Source organism: Thiorhodovibrio frisius (assembly GCF_033954835.1).
Classification (GTDB): domain Bacteria; phylum Pseudomonadota; class Gammaproteobacteria; order Chromatiales; family Chromatiaceae; genus Thiorhodovibrio; species Thiorhodovibrio frisius.
In genome coordinates this window covers 428088-446552 of record NZ_CP121471.1, presented here as the reverse complement: position 1 = coordinate 446552, position 18465 = coordinate 428088, and the positions used below count along the sequence as shown (strand labels likewise).

Annotated in this window: 19 protein-coding genes and 1 other RNA gene; 3 read left to right on the top strand and 17 right to left on the bottom strand. The window is 61.0% G+C overall.

Translation table 11 applies throughout. From position 1 onward, the window contains the following. Positions 1–61 precede the first annotated feature (61 nt). The 4 genes from ssrA to Thiofri_RS24945 form a co-directional block, all read right to left on the bottom strand. Positions 62–421, bottom strand: a transfer-messenger RNA (tmRNA) gene (ssrA, locus tag Thiofri_RS02335). A gap of 99 nt (positions 422–520) precedes the next feature. Beyond that, complete coding sequence (locus Thiofri_RS02330) at positions 521–1039, bottom strand: hypothetical protein (RefSeq protein ID WP_051023931.1); 519 nt, start codon at positions 1037–1039, stop codon at positions 521–523. Then, a complete protein-coding gene (locus Thiofri_RS02325; protein ID WP_456129289.1) occupies positions 1003–1596 on the bottom strand; it encodes an efflux RND transporter permease subunit in 594 nt (197 codons plus the stop codon). Before Thiofri_RS02325 ends, Thiofri_RS02330 begins: the two co-directional genes overlap by 37 nt. 27 nt (positions 1597–1623) lie before the next feature. Then, on the bottom strand, positions 1624–1782 hold the full coding sequence (locus Thiofri_RS24945; protein ID WP_453888873.1) for a hypothetical protein: 159 nt from the start codon (positions 1780–1782) through the stop codon (positions 1624–1626). Positions 1783–1940: 158 nt separating this feature from the next. Here Thiofri_RS24945 and Thiofri_RS02320 point away from each other — a divergent pair, with 158 nt between their 5' ends. After that, entirely contained in the window at positions 1941–3365 is a 1425-nt protein-coding gene (locus tag Thiofri_RS02320) for a transposase (protein WP_323705829.1), read from the top strand. 215 nt (positions 3366–3580) lie between these two features. Here the strand turns inward: Thiofri_RS02320 and Thiofri_RS02315 are convergent, their stop codons facing one another. Further along, positions 3581–4036, bottom strand: coding sequence for an exodeoxyribonuclease V subunit gamma (locus Thiofri_RS02315; protein WP_009150019.1), 456 nt, complete (start codon positions 4034–4036; stop codon positions 3581–3583). An 89-nt stretch (positions 4037–4125) separates the two neighbouring features. Continuing rightward, positions 4126–5142: a helix-turn-helix transcriptional regulator gene (locus Thiofri_RS02310; RefSeq protein WP_009150020.1), complete on the bottom strand. Its 1017-nt coding sequence runs from the start codon at positions 5140–5142 to the stop codon at positions 4126–4128. Positions 5143–5469: 327 nt separating this feature from the next. On the opposite strand from Thiofri_RS02310, the gene Thiofri_RS02305 reads away from it, so the two are divergent. Further along, the gene (locus tag Thiofri_RS02305) at positions 5470–5838 is read left to right on the top strand and encodes a hypothetical protein (RefSeq protein ID WP_009150021.1); all 369 of its coding nucleotides are present in this window, start codon (positions 5470–5472) and stop codon (positions 5836–5838) included. 964 nt (positions 5839–6802) lie between these two features. On the opposite strand, the gene Thiofri_RS02300 is transcribed toward Thiofri_RS02305, so the two are convergent. The 11 genes from Thiofri_RS02300 to Thiofri_RS02250 all read right to left on the bottom strand — a co-directional run bounded on the left by Thiofri_RS02300 (position 6803) and on the right by Thiofri_RS02250 (position 17541). Beyond that, positions 6803–8926, bottom strand: a complete 2124-nt coding sequence (locus Thiofri_RS02300) for a DUF262 domain-containing protein (protein WP_009150023.1) — start codon at positions 8924–8926, stop codon at positions 6803–6805. Positions 8927–9007: 81 nt separating this feature from the next. Beyond that, entirely contained in the window at positions 9008–9643 is a 636-nt protein-coding gene (gene prfH, locus Thiofri_RS02295; protein ID WP_009150024.1) for a peptide chain release factor H, read from the bottom strand. Continuing rightward, positions 9640–10170 carry an RtcB family protein gene (locus tag Thiofri_RS02290; protein WP_051023932.1) on the bottom strand — a complete coding sequence of 177 codons (531 nt, stop codon included), beginning with the start codon at positions 10168–10170 and terminating at the stop codon, positions 9640–9642. Before Thiofri_RS02290 ends, prfH (Thiofri_RS02295) begins: the two co-directional genes overlap by 4 nt. Positions 10171–10490: 320 nt before the next feature. Then, positions 10491–11417 (bottom strand): DnaA ATPase domain-containing protein, encoded by a 927-nt coding sequence (locus tag Thiofri_RS02285; protein WP_009150025.1) that lies wholly within the window; start codon positions 11415–11417, stop codon positions 10491–10493. Between the two features lie 140 nt (positions 11418–11557). Beyond that, positions 11558–12490 (bottom strand): hypothetical protein, encoded by a 933-nt coding sequence (locus Thiofri_RS02280; RefSeq protein ID WP_009150026.1) that lies wholly within the window; start codon positions 12488–12490, stop codon positions 11558–11560. 419 nt (positions 12491–12909) lie between these two features. Continuing rightward, positions 12910–13221 (bottom strand): type II toxin-antitoxin system RelE/ParE family toxin, encoded by a 312-nt coding sequence (locus Thiofri_RS02275; RefSeq protein WP_083848519.1) that lies wholly within the window; start codon positions 13219–13221, stop codon positions 12910–12912. Between the two features lie 11 nt (positions 13222–13232). Beyond that, a complete protein-coding gene (locus tag Thiofri_RS02270) occupies positions 13233–13493 on the bottom strand; it encodes an antitoxin ParD (RefSeq protein WP_009150028.1) in 261 nt (86 codons plus the stop codon). 231 nt (positions 13494–13724) lie between these two features. After that, on the bottom strand, positions 13725–14360 hold the full coding sequence (gene prfH, locus Thiofri_RS02265; RefSeq protein ID WP_009150030.1) for a peptide chain release factor H: 636 nt from the start codon (positions 14358–14360) through the stop codon (positions 13725–13727). Further along, on the bottom strand, positions 14357–15589 hold the full coding sequence (locus Thiofri_RS02260; RefSeq protein ID WP_009150031.1) for an RNA ligase RtcB family protein: 1233 nt from the start codon (positions 15587–15589) through the stop codon (positions 14357–14359). The genes prfH (Thiofri_RS02265) and Thiofri_RS02260 overlap by 4 nt, the downstream gene beginning before the upstream one ends. A gap of 15 nt (positions 15590–15604) precedes the next feature. Beyond that, a complete protein-coding gene (locus Thiofri_RS02255) occupies positions 15605–16477 on the bottom strand; it encodes a DnaB-like helicase C-terminal domain-containing protein (protein ID WP_009150032.1) in 873 nt (290 codons plus the stop codon). Positions 16478–16617: 140 nt separating this feature from the next. After that, the gene (locus tag Thiofri_RS02250; protein WP_009150033.1) at positions 16618–17541 is read right to left on the bottom strand and encodes a hypothetical protein; all 924 of its coding nucleotides are present in this window, start codon (positions 17539–17541) and stop codon (positions 16618–16620) included. A 411-nt stretch (positions 17542–17952) separates the two neighbouring features. Here Thiofri_RS02250 and Thiofri_RS02245 point away from each other — a divergent pair, with 411 nt between their 5' ends. After that, the gene (locus Thiofri_RS02245) at positions 17953–18378 is read left to right on the top strand and encodes a hypothetical protein (RefSeq protein ID WP_009150034.1); all 426 of its coding nucleotides are present in this window, start codon (positions 17953–17955) and stop codon (positions 18376–18378) included. The last annotated feature ends 87 nt before the right edge of the window (positions 18379–18465 follow it).

The following is an 18465-nucleotide window of genomic DNA, read 5'->3' as shown; positions in this document are numbered from 1 at the left end:
ATAAAAAAGCCCGCTAGAATGCGGGCTTCATGATGGTGCTGGCTATTGTTAGGAATCGAATTGGTGGAGGCGGCGGGAATTGAACCCGCGTCCGCAAGCCCTCTGCCTTTGGTCCTACATGCTTAGTCCACTCTATTGTTTTTAACCTTCTGCCGCCCGAAGGACAGGGCGATCAGTCGGCGATCCCGAATTGGGTTTTAGCGGATCAGGTCCAGGCTCCCTGCGCCGCGATCCTGTGTGAAGTTACCCCACGAATCCACCGCCCACAGGCAAGAGATGGTGTGAGGCCCGCTGGGATTAAGCAGCGAGAGCGTAGTTGTCGTCGTTGGCAACTATAGATTTGCGGATAGTTTTACGAGGTCTCCCGCACCTCGGCATGCACCTCCGGTTTTGCGACCCACGTCGAAGCCATGTCGCCCCCGTTGGTTCTTGGGTAGACAGGGTAAGGTTGGTTTGGTTCCCAGTGCAAGGATTTTGTTTGTCGATTGTCCAGCGTTGGCCGTTCGGCGTGTCGTCGCCATCAGCAGAACAGGAGGTGAATGCCGACTTGTTTCAGGCGCTCGGATTCTTCCTCAAGCTCCAGGCGGGTTAGCGGATGGTCGCCTAGCCAGCCGTCAGGGAAACAGAGCGACAGTTCGGCCTTGTCGGCGCTTAGCACTGGGTTGGGTTTGGTTGTGGCTGAGCGGCCGCGGTGGATGAGCACTGCCAGGCGCAGCAGCACGCAGAGTCGGCGCGCGCAGTCCTGTTTGCTTTCGGGCAGGCTGGCAAAGTCTTCCTGCGGGACTTTGCGCCGATGGGCCAGCACTAGCATGGCCAGCACGGTCTGCTCCTGACGGGTAAAGCCGGACAGGTCGGCATTGCGCAGCAGGTAGGCGCCGTGTTTTTGGTACTGACTGTGGGAGACGACCAGGCCTATCTCGTGCAGATGCGCGGCCCAGCCGAGCATTTCGCAATATTCCGGTCGGTTGAGCTTCCATTTGTCGCCAACCTGCTGGTAGAGCTTCAAGGCGGTTTGCTCGACCCGCAGAGCCTGCTCCATGTCGACATCGAAGCGCCGGCATAGGGTGGCGACGGTGCGCTCCCGCACATCCTCGTGCTAGTCCGCCGCCACAGCAAATAAATCGCCGGCAGCACGAACAGACTCAACAGCGGCGCGGTGACCATGCCGCCGACCATGGGGGCGGCGATGGGGCGCATGACCTCGGAGCCAACCCCGCCTTGCAGCATGATGGGGAGCAGGCCCGCAAAGATGGTCGCGACCGTCATGGCTTTGGGGCGAATGCGCAGCACCGCGCCTTCCTCGATGGCGGCTTTCAGGTCTTGCTCGCTCGCCAGAGTTCCGGCGCGGCGGGCGTCGGCCAGGGCGTTGTCGAGGTAGACCAGCATGATGACGCCGAACTCGACCGCCACGCCGGCGAGCGCGATGAAGCCGACGGCGACGGCAATCGACAGGTTGTAGTCGAGCAGATGGATCAACCACAGGCCACCGACCAGCGCGAAGGGAAGCGACAGCATCACTAACAGCGCCTCTGATACGCGGCCAAAGGTCAGATACAGCAGCACGAAGATGATCAGCAGCGTCAGCGGCACCACCATGGTCAGGCGCTCCTGGGCGCGTTGCATTTACTCGTACTGGCCGGACCAGGTGAGCGAATAGCCGGGCGGCAGCGCGACCTGCTCGGCCACCACCTGCTTGGCCTCCGCGATCCAGCGCCCGAGGTCGCGGCCGCGGATGTCGACGAAGGTCCAGCCGTTCAGGCGCGCGTTCTCGCTTTTCAGCATGGGCGCGCCGTCGGACTCGGCGCGAGAAGGTTCTCACCAGCCTGCTCACCCTTTGGTCGGGGCTGACGGTGTTTCTCGCCCACCCGCCAATACCCTCGCATGACGACTATACTGTATTTTTATACAGTTCATTGCTGTGGCTCCACCAGCACTCCATCATGGCCGTCGCCGCATCACACCGCCCGATGGTGGCCTATCGTCGCCGCTGTCCGGAGCACACCGCGCTCTACCAGATCGTGCAACAGCATCTGGAGTCTTTTCTCGCTCTCGCGAGAGAGGAGGATTGGGGCGCGCCGCGCGTGCCGACTTATGTCGAGCGGGAGTTTCGCCGCTACCTGGAGTGCGGCATTCTCGCCTTCGGTTTTGCTCGTGCACGCTGCCCTGACTGTGGTCATGACTTTCTCGTGGCGTTCTCCTGCAAGGGGCGCGGGGTATGTCCTTCGTGCAACGCGCGACGCATGGCTGAAACAGCTGCCCATCTGGTCGATCATGTCATACCGCCACTGCCGGTGCGCCAGTGGGTTCTTTCAGTACCCAAGCGCTTACGCTGGTACCTGGAGCGCGAGCCGCGAGCGCTCAGCGCCGTGCTCAAAATTCTCATGCGCGTCATTGAGGCGCATTTGCGCAGAAGCAGTTCCGCGAATGCCCAGGCGCGCTTTGGCGCGGTGAGCTTTATCCACCGGTTTGGCTCGTCTCTCAATCGTCATGTCCACTGCCACTGTTGTGTCATCGACGGTGTCTTCGAGCCGGTTGAGCAGGAGGGTGATGTCTCACAATCCCTGCATTTTCACCCCGCCGCGGAGCTGACCGCCGACGATCTCGCTATCATCTCGGAACGGGTACGCGTGCGGGTGCTACGCTGGTTTGCCCGCCACGGGTTGATTGAGCCAAACGATGTGCGCGAGATGCTCGCTTGGGACAACAGCGGATTTTCCCTTGATGCCGAGGTACGCATCGCTGCCCAAGATCGTGCCGGACTGGAGCGCTTGTTGCGTTATTGTGCACGCCCGCCCTTTGCCCTTGAACGTCTGGAGCTGATCGATGGCGAACGGGTGATCTATCGGTTGCCCAAACCGCTGCGCGATGGCACGACAGTGTTGACGCTCACGCCGCTTGAGTTTATCGACCATCTCGCGGCGCTGATTCCACCTCCACGGCGTCATCGCCATCGCTACCATGGGGTGCTGGCCCCCAATTCGCCGTGGCGTGCCGAGGCGACCGCGTATGGGCGGGATCTCAGTGATGAGCCGCACGAGACTCCCGAGGTTGCCACCACCAAGCCAGCCGCGCCTCCTCGCTCACCGGCACGCTATCTCTGGGTCATGCTACTGGCCCGTCTGTTCGAGTCGCTGCCGCTGACTTGCCCCAATTGTGGCGCGGACATGCGCCTGATCGCATTCATCACCGAGGCCGCGCCCATTGGGCAGATTCTCACCCATATCGGCGAACCCCCTCGTCCTCCGCCCATCGCTCCCGCGCGCGGACCACCCGCCTGGGATGATGCGCCCGAGCCAGCACCGGACTGGGATGACTTTGCTCAACCCGAGCCGGAGTTCGAGTTCGATCAACGCGTCGCTTGGTAGCCACGCCTTTTCCCACCAGACAAGGCGCCAAGGGCGTTTGTCTTCAGTTCGCCCGCCCGCGCCCAACTTCGCTCAAAACACGCAACCAAGTCCGTCCTGCGCCCCTCAAAACGGGCGAGCAGGCGTGTTTCCGCCGTTGACCTCGTTCTCATCGACCGATAATATCCGCACTGACACGCGTACTGGATCCCCAGGGTGGTTTGGATTTCCTATCCTCATCCGCGCTCGAAATCCAGACACAGATCATGGCGGTAAATGAGGTATTGGTCGAACAGGCTCGCCAATTGCGCGGCCAGCTCGAAGCGGCGCAGGTCGGATGAGTCCGCGTCCAGGTAGCGCTTCAGATCGGCAAAGGCCGGTGCGGCGATCATCTCGGGCAAGAGCCGAAAAATCCGCCAAGTCAGGGCACCCTGCCCGTAGGCGTCTTGTTCAGGGGCCTCTGGCAGCCAGCTCGTGAGCATCCGCCAGAAGAAGCTCGCCGGCAGCGGGTAGTCGATGTTGGCCGCGATGCCCCGGCGCATCGCCAGCTGCTGCGACACCCAGCGCGCCATGCCCTGGTTGGGCACGACAATGACCTCGCGCGCGAAAGGGTCCTTGCCAGCAGCGTCCTCCTGCGTGGCCAGGACATCAATCAGCTGCTCAAGCCGGTTGGAATGATGGACCCGAAGCATGGGCTTGGCCTCCGCTGACTCAACGGACCTGTCGGCTGACGTGTTGGCGTCGGGGGCTTGGCCGCCGCGCGCCCTGGAATGACCGGGCATTAAAGCACATCCGCGTAAAGCGCCGATGCCTTGTTGATCTGCGCGGCCACATTGCGCCGCATCCCGTCCGGCGCCACCACCTCCAGATTGTCCCCGCCCGCCAGCAGCCAGCGCAACAGCGCGCCGCTCGAGGGAACAGTCGCGTGCAGCCGCAGATCGAAGTCGCTGTCATCCGGCTCGGGCAGGGTAAGCTGTTCTTCGGCCAATGGGCAGGCTTCCAACACGTCGGTCAGGTAGCCGCGCACGCGCAGTTCCAAGGCGATGGCCTCCCCACGGCCGAAGTCCACCAGGCCCTCCACAATCGCCCGGTCCAGGTCGAACCCGTCGGCCGCGCGGGCCGCGTCCTCGGTCAGCTCGACGCTCACCATGCGATGCAGGGCATAGAACTGCACACGCGAGGGCTCGTCATTCTTGAGCGCCACCAGGTAGATCACGGGTCCGCGCTGCACCAGGGCTTGCGGATGCAAGCGCGGGGTGCTGAGCTCGCTTGAGGCTTTGCGATATTTCACTTTCAGGACGCGCTGCTCGGCCACGCCGCTGATGACGGTGCTCAGAATCGCCGGGCGCACCTTCGCCGGAATCAGCCGCTGCTCGGCGGACAGAATCCGCAGGCGCTGATCATCCAGTGCCGGCACCAGGTCGGACACCACCAGCTTGCGCCACAGCGCCTCGAGCCGCCCCTTGGGCACCAGGTCGGTCACCGTTTGGTCAATCAACTGGCGGGTATAGGCGATCACGTTCGGATCATCATCCCCCACCTCGGCCCGCCGGCGATAACGCAACGGCTTGCCACCGGGGTTGACCGCAACGATGCGCTCGTCGCGAATCAGCTCGGTCAGATCCCGCTGCAGCCGGCGCCGCCGCGCAGCCGCGGAGGCATCAGTGCCGTATTCATCCCCCAACAGCCGCTCGAGCCGCCCAACATCGACGCAGCGCTCCGGCGCCGTCTGGGGTGGCGAGATTCGAGCGAACAGGGCTTGCAAGCGCTCAATGCGCTCCTGGTGGGTCGCACTCATGCCGGAAATTCTCATGACCAAATGATGGCATGAGTATAGGACAGAGTTTGACGTGAGTGCTTTGAGCTACGAGGTGGCGTTTATCCGTTGACAAAAATCCAACGCCAATCGCCATGCCGAAGCGATTGTCGAAGCCGCTCTTCACTACTTCGGGGTGCTCACGGGCTCGCTCGATAGCCGGCACGCGGGGCCGAAAGGTTCTACACGTCATGGCGTGTCGCACAGATCGACTATTGTTCGATTACAAGGCAGGGAAAAAACTCTGCTCCCAGCCATGACAGGCTCGATCCGCCTAACCAAAACAGGCCCACAACCAGAGAATTCCAAATGAACATTGCAGACGAGGTTTCCGCACGGATCTTGAAGACCCTGCTTTCAGTATTCTTCCTGAGACAAACCCTAACCGGAAAACAATTCAACGCCGACCGTTTAGTCCGCAGCGCGGCCCGCTTCGCGCTTGATCTTGACGAACAAAAGACAGACGACGAACGCGTCAACCAGACCGCCGTCCATGTCGCCGAGGGACTCCTGCTCGCCTTCTATCAAAACCGGCCAAGCCACAAAAACTGGACAGCATTAGCCCACGAAAAGAGGCGGCTTCGTATGATCCAGGACGCCTACCGGATTGCAGCCATGATGATCCGGGAGCTGCAGAAAGAAAGCGAGCCGAGCGCAGCTAGCGAAAACCCGCCTTAGCTCGATTGCCCACGCAAAGCAGATTCCACGGCAGTGGACTGGGCAAACAATAAGCCGGGACTTGACATTCGCCGGTGCCCGCTTCCCGCAGACCGATGCACGGATCTCCCTGGTTACCACGCACTCTCAATGTCAGGCTCGACACGGCCTCGGACCCCGGGGAGCCTCCATGCCGCTGACCATGACGCGACATGCAGTGTTGCCTGCCGGGGGGCCAAACCCGTCGGCGCTCTCCAACGAAATTTTCGGGGCTCTACGCCTTCAGGGTCGGCATCACCCGTTACCTTTGCACCTCGCCTGCTTTCATGCCTACGCATCGACGCGTCAGTTACCCTTCACGCCGCAAGGCTTGATACCGGGCTCGCGGCTCACGATTACCCGGGCGGGACTCTCACCCGCTAGAACACGCGGCCTTGCCAGGCCGCACTGGCCCTGTTCTTCTCCGGCCTGCCTCACCGGTGTCCACCACAAAGAAGATGACGGCCCTCTCAAGTTCCCAGGCTACCCTTGTGTCTACATGCCCCGCTCGGAGATCTCGGTGGTGTCTTCGCCGCTTACCTTAACGCGCCAAAGACCACAGCCTTACGGTGCCTTGAATTCGTCGGCTTTACCGTGCTTGCGCGCGGTTATCCTCATGGACCACAACAACTACCGTTGCGGGACTCATTCACGCGGCCTGCACACTCACTACACCTGGCTTCATACATAGCCTTGCGAAAATATGCACGCAGGTTCGCTACAGAGCGTGTTTGTTAGCCGCCTCTCTTAGAAATTAGGTCGCCCTCAGCAACTGGGTAACACAATCCGATTCCACGGCTTCCTTTCCGATTCCAATGAACTGGATTTAATTTGACACAACAAGGCTTGATACCGAACTCGCGGCTCACGATTACCCGGTCAGGACTCTCACCCGCTAGAACACGCGGCCTTGCCAGGCCGGCAGCCCCATAAATTTCATTCGACTCTACTCTGACAAGGCTTTGACGTCTCCTTCAGATATCGCCCATATTCCCCCTTCATCCAGAATTTTCTCACACAGAAAAAGGGTGCGCATGTCGATCAAGGTTTGCAAATACTGAATATCTGCCTTATCCCATCGCTTCTCCGTGTTCTGTTTCCGAATCAGAGTATTCCATGCGTCAATATCTTCTATCAGGAAATCATCTTTCGCCCCATCTTCTATCTCGTCGTAATGTCGACTTCGATTCTCGGAGGCATCCAGCCAGCGAAAATTCCCGAGCGAGTGCCCAATTGTATCCCGATGATTCCAGTAGTTGCTATCTTTAACTTCTTCGTTAATGTATGACTGCCAAGAAGTCCAATGGAAACGAAACCGCTTCTGCGGAATTAAATGATCTAGGTCCACAGGCAGATCCTCGTCCCGTCCAGAGGTCGGATCGAACATTGGATACTTTCTGCTCAGATAATCCCGTTGTAACCACATCAGGGCATGACTAATCAGCTTGCGATTGGTCGAAATGTTTCGCAGGGCCTCGCCGGGTTTCCGCTCGTGATCCTTATCCATAACCGCCGCACCACCAAAACGCTCGGCCCATGGGCGAAGCAACATGCCGTCGGGCGGCTCGTTCGCTTTCTCCCTGATACGCTCAAACTCTGGCAGGGTAGCGACAACGGAACAGATTCCGGCATCCTCGAAATCATGGATCAAACCACTAAAAAACCGGCGGTCCAGAGTCTGATCTTCCTTCTCGAGGAATTTTCTATAGACAAGATCCGCCGCCTTGTCTGGATAACCAACGTATAGCAGCCAATAGAGGCAAAAGGCAATCAGATGATCCCGTGCGTCCCCATTACCCGGCCAATCACCCTCCGCATTAAGCGCAGCGAACAGGATCAGTAAATCCAGTAGTTGATGGGGCAATCGGGCGATGAGCATTGCCGGAAAGCCCTTTGAGTTCTCTTTAGAATATATTAGCCCTGTTCGCAATTTCTTCAATATCATTAGCAAGCCGAAATCATCGGACGCCAACCCCAGCAATCGCTTGAATTCCTCCTCCGTATTCTTATCGAGCTTCGAAACAAGGTTTGGATTTGGCCGCCCGGTCTTTTCCCAATCACTGGCGTCCTTCCAAGGCTTTAACAATTTTGCTACGCGCAGGATCGCAAGCACCAGTTCCACCTCGCTTGCCAATCGTCCTGCAACCCGATTGACCATGATTCCGTTCATCTTCTCGCGAATTTCGGGGTAACGGGCCTTGATCATGGAGTAGCTCAGCTCGTCATCAGATAAGCGCGTGCCGCCCTGTCCTAGTCGGCTGAAAAAACGGACGTATGAAGACTCGTTACCCACGACATCCGGACCTACCAATTGTAGGATAACTGAGCTCTTAACAGCTGTTTCAAAGGCTTTCGCAAACTCCTCAGCCCGTCCTTTGTCCGCACCTGGCAGTATCGCCAGCTTCTCAGCCAAAGCGGTATTGCTGTCAGCCTTATGCAACTCCCATATTTTCTTAAGCAAAACCGGACACACCCCTTCGATCAAGGGAGCTTTACGATCATCGTTTAAAAACAAATTGTCCGCAGCGAGTTTGTCAGCGTAGTTGTCTCCAGCGACGTTCTTCCAGGCCTCTCGGCGCTCATCCAGCCGGAACTTATTATTGGGATAATCCCTTGCATAGCCGAAAGGTTGGCCAATCGTAGAGATACGCAATTGGAAGCGGGTATCCGCATGCTGCTTCGGCTCTTGACCCAGATCCACCCAGAGTTTGTGCGTACCCTGCAGCTGCCCCAATCCCAGCCCGAGCAAAATCGTCGCCATTCGTTGTTGACCGTCGAAGAGTTGCAAATCATTCGCGGAAACTTCTCCGGCCTGGATTTTCCCCTCCGCATCCGCCCCATGCTTAGCTGCCTCACCAGCACTGCCGTCCACCCGATGCACCATCATCAATCCCGGCGGATAACCGCGCAGCAGGCTGTCCCAGTAGTTGATGATCTGGGCATTGGTCCAGACCATGGAACGCTGAATGGGGGGTAGCCAAAGGCGTGGCTTAACTTTACCCAAGCGATGCTCAATCAGCTCCTTAATCGTTAGGGTTTCCACCTCATGGCCATTGTCAAATATACTCATGATTCCTCCTCATCCAAATTCCCGAAATGAGTCCCTTCTGTTCATCCTGGCGCACGCGCTGACGTTCTTGACAGAAAAATCTCACCTTTCGCACCGGAAATCCGCTCTCCGATAAACCCGCACGGCATTGCCGCGCTCTAACTGGGTATGCTGCCGCCAGCGCTTGTCCTCGGCCGCTCGCCGCCTTTCGGCTTCCCTTTCAGCCAACAACGCGTCAAGCCGCGCCAGCGCCAGCCGTCGGTTCATGTGCTGGGAGCGCTCTTCCTGGGCCAGCACGCTGAGTCCGGTCGGTTGATGGGTGATGCGCACGGCACTCTCGGTGCGATTGACATGCTGGCCGCCAGGGCCGGAGGCGCGCTGGGTTTCGATGCGCAGGTCGTGCTCGTTCCAAGTATAGACCGTCGGTTCCGTGAATGCCGCGATGCTGACGAACCAGTTCTTGCGCTTGTGGTGCGGGCGATAGGGGCTGGCGCCGGTCCATTGGATGGTGCCGAGCCAATCGGTCACGCGCGTCTCGACCTCGGGGCCGCTGACGCGCAGCAGCACTGAGCGCGCGTCGCCGGCGTGCTGGCCGGGGGTGCGGTCGATCTCCTCGACGGCGAGGCCGCGGTTGGTCAGCTCGGCGGTCAGGCGCGGGGCGAGCTGGCCGACGACCCATTCGCATTCGGCGGGACAGCGCCCGGCGGAGAGTTGTAGCCAGAGCGTTGGGGTGCTCATCGCTGGGCCTGTTTGGATTTGGCCTTGAGCTTGGAATTTGGCCTGGACTTACCGGAGCCGCGCGCTGTGCTTGGTCCCTTAGTCGCTCCGGTGCGATCAGCGCGGCGCAGCTTGTAGGTCAGCACCGGGCGCAGGGTGGCGATGATCTGACAGAGTCCGGCGTCGACCAGGTCGGCGACCACTTGGTCGATGCCTTTGTAGGCTTCCGGGGCTTCGTCATAGAGCAGTTCTTTGTCGTCGCAGATGACCTGGCTGCCGAGCGCGGTGGTGCGCAGGTCCTCGGGACGCTGGCGGGCGCTGAGGCGCGGGCGGGCGTCGCCGCGCTTCCATTTGCGCCCGGCGCCATGGGCCAGGGAACGCAGGCTGGTGTCGATGGCGGTGCTGGTTTCGTTCCCAGACTGGATCAGGGGATTGACCAGATAGGACAGGGTGCCGCGCGAGCCGGGGATGACCACGGGGCCGCGATCGGCTGGGGCGGCGCCTTTGCGATGGAGCCAGAGAGGCTCGCCGGCCCAGTCGGTGGCCACGACCAGGTTGTGTCAGACATCGAGTCGCCGCTCGGCGTCCGCGTTGAGGGCGCCGGGCGATCAGGCGGCGATTGGCTTCGGCCCAGTGGATGGCTTGATCGTGCGCCTTGAGGTCGGGCAGCCCAACGGCGGCGCGCATGCCGGGCAATGCGGCGGTGTGGTCCAGTTGGCGCAGGGCCTCGCCTTCGATCCAGGTGTTCGGGGAGGCGATGAGGCGGCAATGAGTCGCGGTTTGCATGAACATCCGTCTCCGAGTTCAAGATGAGCCGGCGATGACGACTCCGCGGGGTAAGCCGTCTCACTGGTTGGCAGCTGATTTTTCAAGTGACCGCGTTGGCCAGCGGACTGAAATCTCGCAGCACACGACGCGCCATCCGAGGATCAATCGGAATACCAACGTACCGCGACTCCGCCATCAGGCGTCGCAGGGCTCCTTCCAGCTCCCTGACGTTGGTCGGGCAGGATGTCGCCAGATCCATGGCCACGCCCTCGGGTAGCTCGATCTTCCACCAAGCCGCTCGGTGGCGGAGGATGGCCAGCCGGGTTTCCAGATCGGGTGCCGCCACCGAAATCTCGACTGATTGGGAAAACAGATCGCGCAAGCGGTGATTGATCCCCGGAACCATGGCCATGAATCGCTCGTCGGAAAAGACGAGGGTCTTCCCGCGCTCAAGCAGCGTTTGAAAGACATGAGCAAAGACAGATTGCGCGCTCGGCTTATTGCTCAGGAATCCTGGATCGTCAAACAACAGCAAATCGAGGTTCCGATACTGATCCAGACCGGTTTCGATTTGCCCGGGCTGACCAGCTTCGCGCAGTTGTCTGAGCTCAAAGGCGAAGCGCTCGGAGTGGACAAAACGGACCTTTGCGCGGGGATTTTGCGCAAGGACTTGATAACCAATGGCATTCATCAGATGCGATTTGCCGAGTCCCTGCCCGCCTTGCAGGTAGAGCGCGCCATGGGCAGATGCGGGATCACCCGCGATGCGCTGGCACGCCTCCCAGGCGGCGGCATTGGACTGGCCTCGGACAAAGGTCTCGAAGCGGAACTCGGGAATCAACTTGGCCAGGTGGAAAGCGTCCTCCGGCGCTAACGAATGAGCCCGCTCTGAGTGGCGCTCCGCGGCAGCCTTGCCGTCGACCCAGGTCGCGAGCCGCTCTGGCGCTGGCATGCCCGCAATTACCGGCCAAGCGCTGCCGAGACCAGCAGTACCCAAGCGTTGCAAGCAATGGCGCCTGTTCATCATTTTCTGTCATCTCCCCAACCGACGATCAACGCATGAGAGCCAGTCTAGCGCGCCAACACGACAGAATCAGTCGCATGTCGCGCGCCAGTCGATGGTCCTTTGGCGGTCCATCATCGCCTGACCGGCAACCCCTCGCAGGATCAGCCCGTCACCCCCAGCACCCGCCGGTCGCGCGGCCAGTCCTCATGCAAGAAGCCGCTCGCGACCAGAACGGCTTCCTCACGCACTGGCAAGCGCATCTCCAGCTCACCCATCAGGTCGAAGAATTCCTGGATGCTCAGCCCCTTGCCGGCATGCACGAAGGCGAGCAAGTCTCCAGGGGGATGCGCCAGTCCGCGCTGTCGCAACCGCTGCAACGCGCGCTCGCGTTGATCGGGGCGATGCCACACTGTGGCAGCGGTGCGAAATTGTTTCGTGCGCTTCAGACACTCGCGAATGTCGCCTGGGTCGTAACCGATGGGGGTGCGGGATAACAGCAGCGTGCCGTCGATAAGCAGTTGGATAGCCAGCCGCTGGGCGGCAGCCATGCCGGGCGCCGGTTCGATAACGGCATCAAAGGCGCGGTCCAACGCGGCTTGTTCCGTTGCGTTCCAGGGAACTGAGGCGAGGTGCGCTGGCTGATTGATCACCACCGCGACGCAGTAGACGCATTCCGGCGGTCGCCAATCTGGGGCATGCCGGGCCAAGTCAGCGACGGCGCGCGGATCACTGGCGTCAATGACCACCACGACATAGTCGCCCGGAGCGACCTGGGCGTGCAGCCAATCGGTAACAGCCCGAGGCTCCAGTGCCGACTGCGCCATCAGCTCGACTTGGTCGATATCGGTGCGACGCTTCAGGGTTTGGATAAAGTGTCTCGCACCCGTGCCAAGGCCGATACAGCAGGATCGCGAAGGCTCCAGCAGGGCCGCCAGGTTTACGCGGTTGTTGGCTTCGAAAGGAGTCGCCGTTGGGCGCGGCTCCAACGGCCGCAACGGGGTTGGGAACTTGTTGCTCGCTGCCCGTGCGGGACCACCACCAATCGGCCAGAGCAGGCCAGCCCCGAGTGCTTTTAGCCATTGACGGCGATTCATCCCGCGTCCCTCCGCTGCTTTGGTCCCGAAGACGGTGCCAGGTGACTATCCACCAGTCTAGCCATGTCTGGCGACGCACTCTGTCGTATCCCAGTTTTCAGCCAGAAAAAAGCCCGATCAACCGCCAATACGACAGGCTTCGTCGCATGTCTCCGCTATATTGATCGCCAAATAAGGGTCCAGGCTCGAATTGATATTCCCGGTTAAGGGAACGTAGAAAAGAATTATACCGCTTCTACAGCGGTTTTCGGTTTTTCATGTAAAAACTTTTTTATATTATCAGTTGCTTAGATTTATCCAAGAGCCAAAAACCTGTACTTATTGGGTATAAGTCCGCGAAACTCGCGATGCCACCAGCACTTTCCTCGGCAATGGACCCTGTTACAGTCGAGAGGTCCGAGGCAATGGCCGTGGAAATTTTAATCCAACCTTTCATTCAAACGAGCAATAATGTCCATGCGTTCGTGAAGGACAGCAAGAATAAGGGCTGGGCCGTCCGTTTGTGGCAGGCAAAAAATAAAATGGTGCCCTGCTTTTCGGACCCGAACGTTTGGATAGAGGTCATCGCGTTGTCGAAAAGAACCAACCCCCGATGCGAGTTCGCTTGCCACATTCTCGAGTTGTTGGATATAAGAACGTCGCCGCGCTGCTCCCCATTCTCGTTCAGTATAGCGGACAATTTTTTCAAGATCGGACGCCGCACCAGTGGTGAGAATGTAGGGTTGGGTCATGAAAAGGTTACTTACAATGATGCCACTTGTTCAATACGTAATGCTTGCTCCTCGATCTCGCTAATACTGCCATGAACAACGTCTCCGCGCTTTGCTTGGGCGACTCGCTCTGCAAGCAGTGCTCTTATCTCGGCTGATGCTTCTGGTTTTGCGTTTTTTTTGGCAAGCAGTTTTTCAAGCGCGAATTCTTTCACTGTCTTTCCCTCCCGAGCCGCCATGGCGCTCAGCGCTTGGTGTTGCTGGTCGGTCATGTCGATAATCAGTTCTCGCATGTTTTTACCTCAGGCTTTTATGATCTATGTCAAAGCGACATGCTCCGGAATGCAGAGCATCGGCGCGCCGGTATCCGCGAGCGCCTTGACGCTGAGGGAAGCAAGGTCTGGCTTGCGGGGATTGCTGAGGTCAAGTTGGGTGAATACATGTCCCATGGTTTTCGTCCAATTTTGCCGTCAAGCGTTTGCGTTCATGCTAGACGAGTTGCTAACGCGCCGAGCAGACAATTCTCATCTTTCGCGTCGAAAGTCCGCTCCACGATAAACCCGCACCGCATTCCCACGCTCCAGCCGGGTATGCTGCCGCCAGCGCTGATCTTCAGCCGCTCGGCGCGTTTCGTCTTCCCTTTCCGCCAGCAGCGCGGCGAGACGAGCCAGCGCCAGTCGTTTGTTCATGTGCTGGGAGCGTTCTTCCTGGGCCAGGGTGCTGAGTCCGGTCGGTCGATGGGTGACGCGCACCGCGCTTTCGGTTTGGTTGACGTGCTGTCCGCCGGGGCCGGAGGCGCGCAGCGTTTCAATCCGCAGCTCGTGCTCGTTCCAAGTATAGGCCATGGGTTCGGAAAAGGCGGCAATGCTGACGAACCAGTTTTTGCGCTTGTGGTTTGGGCGATAGGGGCTGGCGCCGATCCACTGGATGGTGCCGAGCCAGTCAGCGACCTGGGGGTGCACATCGCCACCGCTGACGCGCAGCAGAACGGAACGGGCATCGCCTGCATGGCGGCCAGGCGCGCGGTCGATTTCCTCCGCCGCGAGACCGCGGGCTTGCAGTTCGGCGCTCAGGCGCGGGGCGAGTTGGCCGACCACCCATTCGCATTCCTCTGGGCAGCGGCCGGCGGAGATTTGCAGCCACAGAGTGGGCGTGCTCATCGGCGGTCCCGCTTGGGCTTGCGCGCGCCATGGGGCTTGTGTGCCCGCTGGCGGTCGCGCAGGCCGGCGGCGCGGCGCAGCTTGTAGGTCAGCACCGGGCGCAGGGTGGCGATGACGCGGCACAGGCCGGCGTCGACCAGATCGGCGACGACGCGATCGACGGCTTTGTAGGCTTCGGGCGCTTCGTCGTAGAGCAGTTCCTTGTCATCGCAGATCACCTGGCCGCCGAGGGCGGTCTTGCGCAAGTCTTCTGGGCGCTGGAGGGTGCTGAGACGCGGGCGGGCTTCGCCGCGCTTCCATTTGCGCCCGGCGCCGTGGGCGAGCGAGCGCAGGCTGGGGTCGGTCGCGGGGGCGAATGGCAATCGGGATTGGAGCAGCGGCTCGACCAGATAGGACAGGGTGCCGCGCGAGCCGGGGATGACCACCGGGCCGCGATCGGCGGGGGCGGCGCCCTTGCGATGCAGCCACAGGGTTTCGCCGGCCCAGTCGATGGGCTGCACCAGATTGTGCCAAACATCGAGCAGGCGCTCGGCATCCATGCCCAAGGCATTGAGCAGGCGGGTGGCGATCAGGCGACGATTGGCCTCGGCCCAGTGGACGGCGTGATCATGCGCCTGGAGGTAGTCGCGGGCGGCGGTGGCAGCGGGCGCCAAGCCCTGGTGACCGTGTTGATCGATGACGGCGCGCAGCACGGATTCGCCGAGCCCGCGCGAGCCGCTGTGGACCAGGAGCAAGAGCCGCTCGGGATCGAGGTTCAGCGCGGCGAAGGCGGTTGCGTCCAGCACCTCGGCCACAGCCTGAATCTCGGCGAAATGATTGCCGCCGCCGATGGTGCCGAGCGCCTGGTCGAAGGCGCTGGGCGCGAGTCCCTGTTCGGCACGCCAGCCGTCGAGATCGCCGTCCCAGGGGCCTTCGAGTCCGCTCAGGCGCTCGGCGGCGCGCTCGGATTTGAATTTGCGCATGGCTTGATCGGTCTGCCACAGCCCCATGCCGCAGCCGATGTCATTGCCGACCAAGGCCGGGTACACCAGCTCGGACAGAAAGGCCGCGCCGATGGGATAGCCCGTGCCGGGATGCAGATCGGGCAGACCGACGGCGGCGCGCATGCCGGGCAGCCGCGCTGTTTGCTCCAGTTGACGCACCGCCCCGCCTTCGATCCAAGTGTCCTTGGAGGCGATGAGGTGAACGCTCGCGGCTGCCGGGCCTGAAGTTTCGCTTGGTTCCCTCATTTCAGCCTCGATGACTCAGGCCCGCAAGACCGGCAGGCGGACAGTACCCGTCGGGCCGCGCCGGTTCTTGGCGACCTGAATCTCGATGACCCCAGGATCTTGCGCCGGGTCTGGGTGGTAGCGTTCATCGCGGTCGATCAGCAGAACCTGGTCCGCGTGCGGCTCAATCGCGCCGGAGCGGTTCAAGTCAGCCAACAGTGGACGTTTGTTTGCACGATACAGAAGGTCGCGATGCAGCATGGCGAGCAGGATCATCGGTGCATCAAGTTCGGTCGCCAGCCTTTTGAGGTCGGCAGCAATGGCCGACAACGCATCGGCTCGATACTGCACGGGGACGGCACTCTGCATCAGCTGCAGATAGTCGACAATGACCAATCCCAGGTCGCCCTTGTCGGTTTTGAACCGCCGCGCGCGTTCAAGGATCTCCTTCGGCGAAAGGGCGGCTGTGTCATCGATGTGGAGCGGAGCTTGCGCGAGCTGTCGTCCGGCCGAACGAAGCCGCTCTCGCTCCACCACACTCAGCGGATCCGCGCCTGTCCGATGCAAGCCGACATTGGCATTTGACGCCCGCATCCGCTCAAGCAGCGCGTCACGCGGAAGCTCGTGGCTGAAGTAGATCACCGGGCGTGATCCGTTGATGGCAACCAGCTGCGCGATTCGCTGCGCCAAGTCGGTCTTGCCCGTCGCGGGGCGCCCTGCTATCAGGGTCAATTCCGAGGGGCGAAATCCTCCGGTCAGGTCGTCCAGCGCGGCAATGCCCGAGGCGACAGCCCTGCTTGAGGGTTGTGCCGCGGCTGATGCGGCCTCGTCGATGGCAAACAGCCGCCCCGCTTGCGTGGTCAGCGCGGCGCCAATGCCGGCAGCCTGCAAAAAGATTCTTCGTTGCATGTGATCCGTTTCTCCAAGGCAATGATTGACCGATAGAAGGCAGTCTAGCGGATCAACACGACAGCCTCTGTCGCATCCTGCCCGCCCGCCGATGATCTCTCGGCGATCCATCGCCGTCTGACCAGCAGATCCTTGCAAAATCAACCTGTCACGCCCAAGACCCGCCGGTCGCGCGGCCAGTCGTCATGCAAGATCGCCGTCTCCACCAGCCTGGCGTCCTCGACCAAGGGCAGGCGCCTGCGCAGCTCGTGCATCAGGTCGGCGAATTCGATAATGCCCATGCCCTTCGGCGCATGCACGAAGGCGAGCATGTCGCCGGTTGGATGCGCCAGGCCCCGTTGTCGCAACCGCTCCAGAGCGCGCTCGCGCTGATCAGGGCGGTTCCACAGCGTCGCGGTCGTGCGCAGTCGCTTCGCGGCGCTCAGGCATTCGCGAATATGGCCAGGGTCGTAACCGATGATGGTGCGGGATAGCAGCAGGGTGCCGTCGATCAGCATGTGTAACGCCAACCGTTGGGAGGCACTGGTGCTGGGCGCCGGCTCGATGAGGGCGTCAAAGGCGTTGTCCAATGCCGCGCGATCCTCGGCATTCCAGAGCATGGCGGCGAGACGGGTGGGGCGATTGATCAGTACCGCGAAGCAATAGCAGCAGTCCGGCGGTCGCCACCGGGTTGCGTGCAGGGGCAGGTCGGTCACCGCCCGCGGGTCGCTGGCGTCGATGACCACCACCATGTAGTCGCTCGGCGCCGACTGGCGCCGCAGCCAGTCCGTGACGGCCTGTGGCTCGCTGGCGTGGTGCGCCATCAGCGCGACTTGGTCGATATCGGTGCGGGTCTTCAGCGTCCGTATGAAGGGTTCCGCACCCTCGCCAAGGCCAATACAGCAGGAGCGCGCGGGCTCGAACAGCGCGCCCCAGTCGGCGCCGGTCATGCCGGCGCTGTCCACTGCCGGACGCGGCTCCAGCAGACGCGGCGGCGGCGACAGGCTGGATGCACCCCGTGCATTAGAACCCAGCGGCCAGAGCAGACCCGCACCCAGTGCTTGCAGCCATTGACGTCGATTCATTGTGCGGCCCTCCGATGTCTCGGTCCCTGGCGAGGGTGCCAGGCGATTCAACATCAGTCTAGCCATCCATCACGACTCTTTCTGTCGCATCGACCTCGCGGCAAAACGTCACGATGACGCCCCGATACGACAAGGAAAGTCGCATCAGTGCGCTATAACGATCTCCGAGTTCTCATAGCAGCGGAGGTTGGCTCAGCAGGTCCGAGACGCTTGAGCGCACGCGCCAAAGCGGGAGTTTTCGACGAACGGTCGGTTTTCGACCCTGAGCGGTCGATTTTTCCGCGAATTCGACCGCCGCTTAACGGATGTCACGGGTTTCCTGTCCGTCAGGACAAACCCGCTCGGTTCTTTAACAATTCGGTCAATGCGGCCTCTTTTCTCAAACCACAGACCCCTGGAGGAGATGTATCCATGCCCAGAGACAACGACCGGCTCAGCGCCCGCGACTGGCTGACGCGCATCGGCTTCGACGAGGAGGGCTCGAACGATCTGTTGCTCACCGACGAGCCGCTGGACGACCTGACCGGCGATCCCGCCATGGCGCTGCGCGAGCGCTTCGCACACTGGCAGCGCCGGCACAGATTCGCGCCCGGCGATCTGGTGGTGTGGAAGCCGGGATTCATGAACAAGCGCTACCCGCGCGCCAAACAGCCCGCGGTGGTGCTGGAGGTGCTGGAGCAACCGGTGTTCGACAACGAGCGCGATGCCGGCAGCCCTTATTTCCGCGAGCCGCTGGATCTGGTGCTCGGGCTCTTTGTCGATGACGGTCCGCATCGCGGTGACTTTTTGAACTGGTATTACGACAGCCGCCGCTTTCAGCCCTGGCAACCGGACTGAGCTTGTTCGCTGTTTGCCGGGCCTTTGGATGCCCGGCAGTCACCTAACTTTAGGTCAACTTTCTTCGCACGCTGACAACAGGAGTAT

Bases quoted from the DNA above. Each gene is read 5' to 3' on its own strand.
- Thiofri_RS02330 (WP_051023931.1), bottom strand. From the start codon at position 1,039: ATGGAGCAGGCTCTGCGGGTCGAGCAAACCGCCTTGAAGCTCTACCAG.
- Thiofri_RS02325 (WP_456129289.1), bottom strand. From the start codon at position 1,596: ATGGTGGTGCCGCTGACGCTGCTGATCATCTTCGTGCTGCTGTATCTG.
- Thiofri_RS24945 (WP_453888873.1), bottom strand. From the start codon at position 1,782: ATGCTGAAAAGCGAGAACGCGCGCCTGAACGGCTGGACCTTCGTCGAC.
- Thiofri_RS02320 (WP_323705829.1), top strand. From the start codon at position 1,941: ATGGCCGTCGCCGCATCACACCGCCCGATGGTGGCCTATCGTCGCCGC.
- Thiofri_RS02315 (WP_009150019.1), bottom strand. From the start codon at position 4,036: ATGCTTCGGGTCCATCATTCCAACCGGCTTGAGCAGCTGATTGATGTC.
- Thiofri_RS02310 (WP_009150020.1), bottom strand. From the start codon at position 5,142: ATGAGTGCGACCCACCAGGAGCGCATTGAGCGCTTGCAAGCCCTGTTC.
- Thiofri_RS02305 (WP_009150021.1), top strand. From the start codon at position 5,470: ATGAACATTGCAGACGAGGTTTCCGCACGGATCTTGAAGACCCTGCTT.
- Thiofri_RS02300 (WP_009150023.1), bottom strand. From the start codon at position 8,926: ATGAGTATATTTGACAATGGCCATGAGGTGGAAACCCTAACGATTAAG.
- prfH (WP_009150024.1), bottom strand. From the start codon at position 9,643: ATGAGCACCCCAACGCTCTGGCTACAACTCTCCGCCGGGCGCTGTCCC.
- Thiofri_RS02285 (WP_009150025.1), bottom strand. From the start codon at position 11,417: ATGATGAACAGGCGCCATTGCTTGCAACGCTTGGGTACTGCTGGTCTC.
- Thiofri_RS02280 (WP_009150026.1), bottom strand. From the start codon at position 12,490: ATGAATCGCCGTCAATGGCTAAAAGCACTCGGGGCTGGCCTGCTCTGG.
- Thiofri_RS02275 (WP_083848519.1), bottom strand. From the start codon at position 13,221: ATGACCCAACCCTACATTCTCACCACTGGTGCGGCGTCCGATCTTGAA.
- Thiofri_RS02270 (WP_009150028.1), bottom strand. From the start codon at position 13,493: ATGCGAGAACTGATTATCGACATGACCGACCAGCAACACCAAGCGCTG.
- prfH (WP_009150030.1), bottom strand. From the start codon at position 14,360: ATGAGCACGCCCACTCTGTGGCTGCAAATCTCCGCCGGCCGCTGCCCA.
- Thiofri_RS02260 (WP_009150031.1), bottom strand. From the start codon at position 15,589: ATGAGGGAACCAAGCGAAACTTCAGGCCCGGCAGCCGCGAGCGTTCAC.
- Thiofri_RS02255 (WP_009150032.1), bottom strand. From the start codon at position 16,477: ATGCAACGAAGAATCTTTTTGCAGGCTGCCGGCATTGGCGCCGCGCTG.
- Thiofri_RS02250 (WP_009150033.1), bottom strand. From the start codon at position 17,541: ATGAATCGACGTCAATGGCTGCAAGCACTGGGTGCGGGTCTGCTCTGG.
- Thiofri_RS02245 (WP_009150034.1), top strand. From the start codon at position 17,953: ATGCCCAGAGACAACGACCGGCTCAGCGCCCGCGACTGGCTGACGCGC.